Annotated in this window: 4 protein-coding genes; 3 read left to right on the plus strand and 1 reads right to left on the minus strand. The window is 78.2% G+C overall.

Annotation, left to right across the window (positions count from 1 at the left end):
- Positions 1–29: 29 nt before the first annotated feature.
- On the minus strand, positions 30–1,007 hold the full coding sequence (locus LG395_RS36270; RefSeq protein ID WP_225813197.1) for a methyltransferase domain-containing protein: 978 nt from the start codon (positions 1,005–1,007) through the stop codon (positions 30–32).
- A gap of 96 nt (positions 1,008–1,103) precedes the next feature.
- Between LG395_RS36270 and LG395_RS36275 the strand changes: the two genes are divergently transcribed.
- The 3 genes from LG395_RS36275 to LG395_RS36285 form a co-directional block, all read left to right on the plus strand.
- Positions 1,104–1,508 carry a globin gene (locus tag LG395_RS36275; protein ID WP_171156225.1) on the plus strand — a complete coding sequence of 135 codons (405 nt, stop codon included), beginning with the start codon at positions 1,104–1,106 and terminating at the stop codon, positions 1,506–1,508.
- Positions 1,509–1,670: 162 nt separating this feature from the next.
- Positions 1,671–4,982, plus strand: coding sequence for an ABC transporter permease (locus LG395_RS36280; RefSeq protein WP_225813198.1), 3,312 nt, complete (start codon positions 1,671–1,673; stop codon positions 4,980–4,982).
- A 188-nt stretch (positions 4,983–5,170) separates the two neighbouring features.
- Positions 5,171–7,291, plus strand: a 2,121-nt coding sequence (locus LG395_RS36285) for a thioesterase domain-containing protein (protein ID WP_372463513.1), incomplete at its 3' end; no start/stop codon positions are given.

The raw sequence follows: 7,291 nt of genomic DNA on the forward strand, positions 1-7,291 counted from the left end.
CGGGGCTGACCGCGCCGGCCCTGTCGGAGCTAGGGCAGGGGCCAGGCGTACGGCCCCTGCGGGTCGTCCAGCCACGCCCAGGCGTGCTCGCCGGCGACCGTGACGCCGTACCGTCCGCGCCCCGGCTCGCCCTCGCGGTCCCACAGGGCGTAGGCCTCCCGCGGGTCGAGGGCGCCGCCGGTCAGCGTGAGCAGGAAGCGGAACGACTCCTGCTCACGGGCCCGGCCGGGCAGACCGGCCAGTGAGACGCCCTCGGGCCGCGCCCGGCGCCCGCCGCGCAGCGGCACGAAATAGGCGGCCCCGGGCAGGAACGGGCCCTCGGCGTGCTCCGCGTCCCGCACGGTCAGCGTGAGCAGTCCGGTGGCGAGCGGGGTGAGGACGCGCGCGCCGGGGCGGCTCTGGGCGAGCCAGGCGCGCGGCACCGTGGGCAGCTCGCAGGTGGCGATGATCCGGTCGAAGGGGGCGCGTTCGGGCACCCCGCGCGCTCCGTCGCCGGTGACGACGAGGGGGTGGTGGCCGGCCGCCGCGAGGTGCTGCCGGGCCGACTCGGTGATCTCCGGTTCCAGGTCGATGGTGGTGACGAGGTCGTCGGCGCCGAGCCGGTGGGCGAGCAGGGCCGCGTTGTAGCCGGTGCCGGCGCCCACCTCCAGGACCCGGTCGCCGTCCTCGACGCGCAGGGCGGCCAGCATCCGGGCCATCAGGGAGGGCTGGCTGCTGGAGGAGAGCAGTTCGCCGTCGCGCAGCCGGGTGGCCAGCGGCACGTCCGCGTAGGCGCCGCGCACCCAGCGCTCGCGGTCCCGGCGGTCGGGGCTCTGGCCCCAGCGGCGCTCGTAGCCGCGCGCCCCGGTGACGTAGTAGTACGGCACGAACAGGTGCCGGGGCACCGTCGCGAACGCCTCCCGCCACACCGGGTCGTCCGCCCAGGCCCCGTCCGCGTCGATCTCCCGCACCAGCTCGGCCCGGGCCGCGTCGGCGAGGGCCTCGGTCTCGGTGTCGTAGCCGCCCATGGGTCCACAGTAGGGACGGTCGCTCCGCGGGCGGGGCAGACCCGGGCTGGTCCTACGCCTCGAGTCCTCGGTCACCCGGTCTGAGACGATGGACGGGTGAATGAGATTCGGCGCGGCACGCTTCAGGAGCAGACCTTCTACGAGCAGGTCGGCGGGGAGGAGACCTTCCGCCGGCTCGTCCACCGTTTCTACGAGGGGGTCGCGGAGGACCCGCTCCTGCGCCCGATGTACCCGGAGGAGGACCTGGGCCCGGCCGAGGAGCGGCTGGTCCTGTTCCTGATGCAGTACTGGGGCGGTCCGACGACGTACAGCCAGAACCGCGGCCACCCCCGGCTGCGCATGCGGCACGCCCCGTTCACCGTGGACCGGGCGGCGCACGACGCGTGGCTGCGGCACATGCGGGTGGCCGTGGACGAGCTGGGGCTGTCGGAGGAGCACGAGCGGACGCTGTGGAACTACCTGACGTACGCCGCCGCGTCGATGGTGAACACACCCGACTGATCACCCGGGCTGACGGGCCGTCACTGAAGGTCGGATTCCGGTCACTCGTCGCCGCATGCCGATCACAATCCGGTATAGACCGGCTGACAACCGCTTACCCGCCGCCCGGCGCTCTGCCAGCATCGCCCGAAGGTCTTCAAGCGCCGGACACACGGGGGCCGGGTGACGGGGTTCGTCTTCTCACGCGCGCGTGCACACCGCCTGCTGCTCGGCGCCGCGCTGCTGACGGTGGTGCTGACCACCACCGTGCTGGCGACGCTCACGGCGTACTCGGGGGCGATCGGTGACGCGGCGCTGCGCCATGTGCTCGCCGACCCGCGCAACGCCGCCGACACCGCGCTGATCGTCAAGGCGGACGTGCCCCCGGCCGAGCGGACCGCCGCCGACACCGCCGTACGCCGGGGCGCGCGCCGTACCTTCGCCGGTGCACCGGTGACCGTGCGGACCCTGCGCCGCTCGGGGCCGTACGCCCTGCCCCGCTCCCTCCAGCCGCCCGCCGGCAGGTCGGGCGACCCGGACCTCACCTACTTCGCGGCACTGGACCGCACGCAGGTCCGGGTGACCGCCGGGCGCCTCCCCCGCCGTACCGGCGGCGAGCCGGAGGTGGCGCTCCCGGAGCCCGCGGCCCGCGCGCTGCGGCTCGAGCCCGGCGCCCGGCTCACCCTGGCGGACCGGCTCCAGGGCCCCGCGGTCCGGATCCGGGTCGTCGGCGTGTACCGCCCCGTCTCGGTGACGGCGCCGTACTGGCGCCTGGACGACCTGCTGGGGCGCGGCGTGAAGGAGTCCGGCTTCACGACGTACGGCCCGCTGCTCGCCGACCCCGCCGTCCTCACCGGCGGCCGGGTCAGCGCCGGGGCGACGGGCTGGCTGGCGTCGGCGGACTTCGCCTCGGCGACGACCGGACGGATCGGGGAGCTGCGCGCGGCGGCCCGGGCCGGCAGCGCGGCCCTGCGCCGGCCGGCCGCGCTGAGCGGTACGACGGTGTCGCAGACCGCGCTGCCGGACGTGCTGGACCGGGTGGACCGTGCGCTGCTGGTCTCCCGCTCCACCTTGCTGATCGTCGCGCTGCAACTGGTGCTGCTCGCCGGCTACGCGCTGCTGCTCGTCGCCCGGCTGCTCAGCACCGAACGCGCCGACGAGACCCGGCTGCTGCGGGCCCGGGGCGCCTCCCGCACCCGGGTCGCCGCGCTCGCCGGGGCCGAGGCGCTGCTCCTCGCGCTGCCCGCGGCCGTGTGCGCGCCGCTGCTCGCCGGCCCGCTCACCGCCCTGCTGGCCGGGCACGGCCCGCTGGCCCGGCTCGGCCTGCGCCTGGACCTGCCGGCCGCCGGCCGGCCCGCCGTCTGGCTGGTCGCGGCCTGCGTCGCCGTCGGCTGTGCGCTGGCGGTGACCGTACCGGCGGTGACGGGCACGGGGCCCGAGGCCCGCCCGTCCGCTCCCCGGCGCCCCTGGGCCCTGCGGCTGCGCCGGAAGGCGGCCCGGCCGGGCGGCGCGCGGGCCGTGCCGGCCCCGCTGCGGGCCGGCGCCGACCTCGGACTGCTCGCGATCGCCGGGGTGGCGTACTGGCAGCTGGACCGGCAGGACTCCGGGGCCGTGGCCGCCGACCGGTCCGGCGCGCTCGGCGTCGACCCGCTGCTGGTGGCCGCGCCCGCGCTGGCCCTGCTCGCCGGGACCGTGCTCACGCTGCGGCTGCTGCCGCCCGTGGCGCGGTTCGCCGAACGCTGGGCGGCCGGCGGGCGGGGGCTGCCGGCGGCACTGGCCGGCTGGCAGTTCAGCCGGCGCACCGCGCGCGGCGCGGGCCCGGTCCTGCTGCTCGTCCTCGCCGTCGCCCTCGGCGTGCTCGCGATCGGGCAGGCCGCCTCCTGGGACCGCTCGCAGGACGACCAGGCCGACTTCCGGGCCGGGGTGCCGGTGCGGGTCCTGGCCACCGGCGAGGACGAGTTGGGCCGCACCGACCTGTACGCGCGCCTGCCCCGGGTGCGCGAGGCCGCCCCGGCCGTGCGCGCCGCCCAGCCGCTGTCCGGCGACCGCACGGCGACCGTCCTGGCCCTGGACACCGCGCACGCGGCGGACGCGGTCCTCATGCGGCCTGACCTGGCGGACGAACCGGTACGGCCGCTGCTGGGCCGGCTCACCCCCCGGGGCACCCCGGCCGGGGCGAAGGTCCCGGCGGGCACCGCCCGGCTGAGACTGACGGCCCGTCTGCACAGCTCGACCGGACCGGGCACCACGACCGCGCTGACGGTGACCCTGACCGACCGGTACGGGGTGCCGTACCAGCTGCCGGCCGGGCAGCTCCCCGCCGACGGGCGCCCGCACACCCTGACCCTCGCCCTCGGCACCGCCACCGGACCGGCGACCCTCACCGGTCTCCGCCTCGACCTGACCCAGCCCGCCGAGCGCGCCGAGCACCACCGGCTCGCCATCGACGGGCTCACCGCGACGGGCACCGACGGCACGGACCAGCGGCTCACGCTGCCCGCCCGGTGGACCACCACGGCGGAGGCCGGTGGCGCCGCCGTACCGAGCGCGGCCACCAGCCCCACCCGCCCCGAAGTCGCCGGCACCCACCCGCTGACCTTCACCTACGGCACCGGCTACCTCCCGGACGCCGGCATCTGGACCGTCGCCTCCGTCACCCTGCGGTTCCAGGCCGCCCAGGCCGCGCCCGCCGAGGTCCCGGCCATCGCGACCGACCGCTACCTGGACGCGGCGGGCGCCCGCACCGGACAGCGCGTCGACCTCACCATGGACGGCCGGCGGGTGCCGGTGCGGATCGTGCGGGCGGTCCGGGCGCTGCCGGCCACCGCCGACCCCGGCGCCACCGGCGCGCACGACGGCGGTGCCGTCCTGCTCGACCTGCGCGCCCTGAACCAGCTGCTCCAGGCCCGGTACGGCGAGAACGCCACCCCCACCGAGTGGTGGCTCGCCACGGCGCCCGGTGCCTCCGCGCGCGTGGCCGCCGCCGTCCGGGCCATGCCGGACGTCGGTCTCGGTCAGGTCGTGGTCCGTGACGAGATCGCCGCCGACCTGCGGGACGACCCGTTCGGCGCCGGACCCGAGGCCGCGTTCACGGCGGCGGCCGTGGTCGCGGCGGCGCTCGCCGCGGTCGGTTTCGCCGTCGGCGCCGCCGGGGCGCAGCGGGCGCGCGGCGCCGAGTTCGCCGTCCTGCGCGCCCTCGGCGTACCGCGCCGCCAGCTGGCCCGGACGGTCGCCGCCGAGCAGGCCGTCCTGGTGGGTCTGGCGCTCGCGGTGGGCCTGGGCCTGGGCACCGTACTGGCGCGCACCGTCCTGCCCCTGATCGTGCTGACCGGCGAGGCGACCCGCCCGGTACCGGACCTGCTGGTCCGGCTCCCGTCCGGACCGGTGGCGCTGCTGCTCACCGCCGTCGCCGTGGCCCCCCTGACGATCGCGGCGGCAGCCGCCGCACGCCGGACGGACCCGGCAGGGGCGCTGCGCGCGCAGGGGGGTGACTGACGTGGGAACCGCTCCTGGTCCCGGCGCCGCGGAGGCGGCCACTGGGCGGACGGCAACCCCATGCCGCCGGCCCCGGCCCCGGTACGCGGCCGACCCGACGGCCACCTCGCGCCGGACCGGCACCGGCCGACCGGTGCCCCTCGCGAACCCGGCCGCCGCGCGCCGGAGGAGCCCCGGACAGGTGCCGCGTGTCCAAGGAGGTGAGTGACATGGGCCGGCCGTCGCCCCGCGTGGTCGCTCCGTGGGTGCGCACCCGGCTGCGGGCCGCGCCCGGTGCCGCCGTCGCCCTCGCGGTGCTGGTCGCACTGGCCGCCTGCCTGGCGGGCGCCTTTCCCCGCGCGGTGGACCGGTACGAGGACGCGGGACTGCGGCGAGCGCTCCGCCAGGCGGGCCCGGAGCACACCACCGTACGCGTGACGGCACCCCAGCCCGACCTCGGCCTGCCACCGGAGCGACGCGCCGCGGCACTGCGCCCCGGCGCGCTGAAGCGGCAGTACGAGAAGGTGCTCGGCACGACCGGCGGCCCGCTGAGCGTGCGGCGCGCCGAGTCCGCGTACGGCGTCGCCGGCACCGTCAGCCCGGCGGTGCCCGACCCGTGGCTGCCCCGGCCGACCGGACTGCCCGCCCACATCTCGCTGGCCGCGCAGAACGACCTCGCCGACCACGCGCGCGTGCGCACCGGCCGGTTCCCCCGCGCCCCGCACCCGGTCGACGCCTCGACCCCCGAGGTGGAGGCCGCCGTCACCGCCGCCACCGCCAAGGCCCTGCGCATCGAGGTGGGCTCGGTCGTCCACATGCCGGCGCCCGGCCGTGTCCCGCTCGCCGTCCGGGTCACCGGCGTCCTCGTCCCGCGCGAGCCCGGCAGCGCCTACTGGTCCACCGTCCCGCTGCTGCGCACCCCCACCCTGGTGACGCTGCCCACCCCCGGCCCGGACCCGGACAAGTACTGGCTCGGTGCGCTGCTGCTCGCCCCCGAGGCGGCTCCCGCCCTGCTGGGCACCAGCACCGACCCGGCCCGCTACTGGCACCTCGCCCCCGATCTGCGCGGCCTGCGCGCCCACGACCTGGACCGGCTGCGGCCGGCCGTCGCCGCCCTGGAGTCCGGTCCCGGCCTGCAACGCGCCCGCGCTGTCACCGATGACGGCACCGACGTCAGCACCGACCTGGACGACGCCCTCGCCTCCTTCTCCCGGCTGCGCTCCGGCATCGCCCCGCTGGTCTCCGTGGCCGCCGCGGGCGCCGCGACGGTCGTCGCCGTCGTCCTGCTCATGACCGGTGGCCTGGCCGCCGACCGGCGCCGCGCCGAACTCGCTCTGCTGCGCGCCCGCGGCGCCTCCCTGTCCGGGCTCGCCGTGCGGCTGCTCGCCGAGACCGCCGTGATCGCCGTACCGGCGGGTGCCCTCGGCCTGGCGGTGGCCCTGCTCGTGGTCCCCGACGGCCGGGTCACCCCGGCCGTCCTGTGCGCCCTGGCCGTCCTCCTGGCGGCCTGCGCCGCCCTCCCCCTGCGCGCCGCCCTCGCCCACCGCACGGTCCGCCTGACGGCCCCGCGGGAGGACATCACCTCGGTACGGCCGTCCCGGCGCCGTACGGTCGCCGAACTGACCCTGCTGGTGCTGGCCGCCGGCGCGGTGGCCACGCTGCGCCGGCGCGGCGCGTCGGGCGACCAGCTGACGGCCGTGGCCCCCGTCCTGGTCGGTGTCATCGCCGCGTTCGTACTGCTGCGGGTGTACCCGCTGCTGCTGCGCCGCCTGTCCGGCCCCGCCGGACGGCTCCGCGGTGCGGTCGGCTACCTCTCCCTGGCCCGCGCGGGCCGCACCCAGGGTTCCGCGGTACTCCCGCTCCTCGCCCTGCTGACCGCGCTGACCACGGCGGCGTTCGGCGGCTCGGTGCTGGCGGGCGTGGCCGAGGCCCGTGACCGGGCGGCCCTGCTCAGGGTCGGCGCGGACGCCCGCGCGGACGCGGGCGTCCCCCTGCCCGCCGACGCCCCCGCCCGGGCCCGCTCGGTCCCCGGGGTCCGCGCGGTGACGCCCGTGAGCATCGCGTACGAGGCGAAACCGGAGGACGGCGCGAACGCGGTGCCCCTGGTGGGCGTCGACCCGGGCGGCTACGACGCCCTGACGACACACACCGGCCTGGGCCCCTTCCCGTCCGACCGGCTGACGGCGGGGGGCCGGACCGGCACGGGGGGACTCACGGCGGAAGGCCGGACCGGCACGGGGCGACTCACCGCGGAAGGCCGCACCGACACGGGGGGACTCACCGCGGAAGGCCGCACCGGCACAGGGCGACTCACCGCAGAAGGCCGCACC

Source organism: Streptomyces spinosus, assembly GCF_020400655.1.
Lineage (GTDB): Bacteria > Actinomycetota > Actinomycetes > Streptomycetales > Streptomycetaceae > Streptomyces > Streptomyces argyrophylli.

What these genes read in the sequence shown, in the direction of transcription:
- LG395_RS36270 (WP_225813197.1), bottom strand. Translation starts at nt 1,007, where the DNA reads ATGGGCGGCTACGACACCGAGACCGAGGCCCTCGCCGACGCGGCCCGG.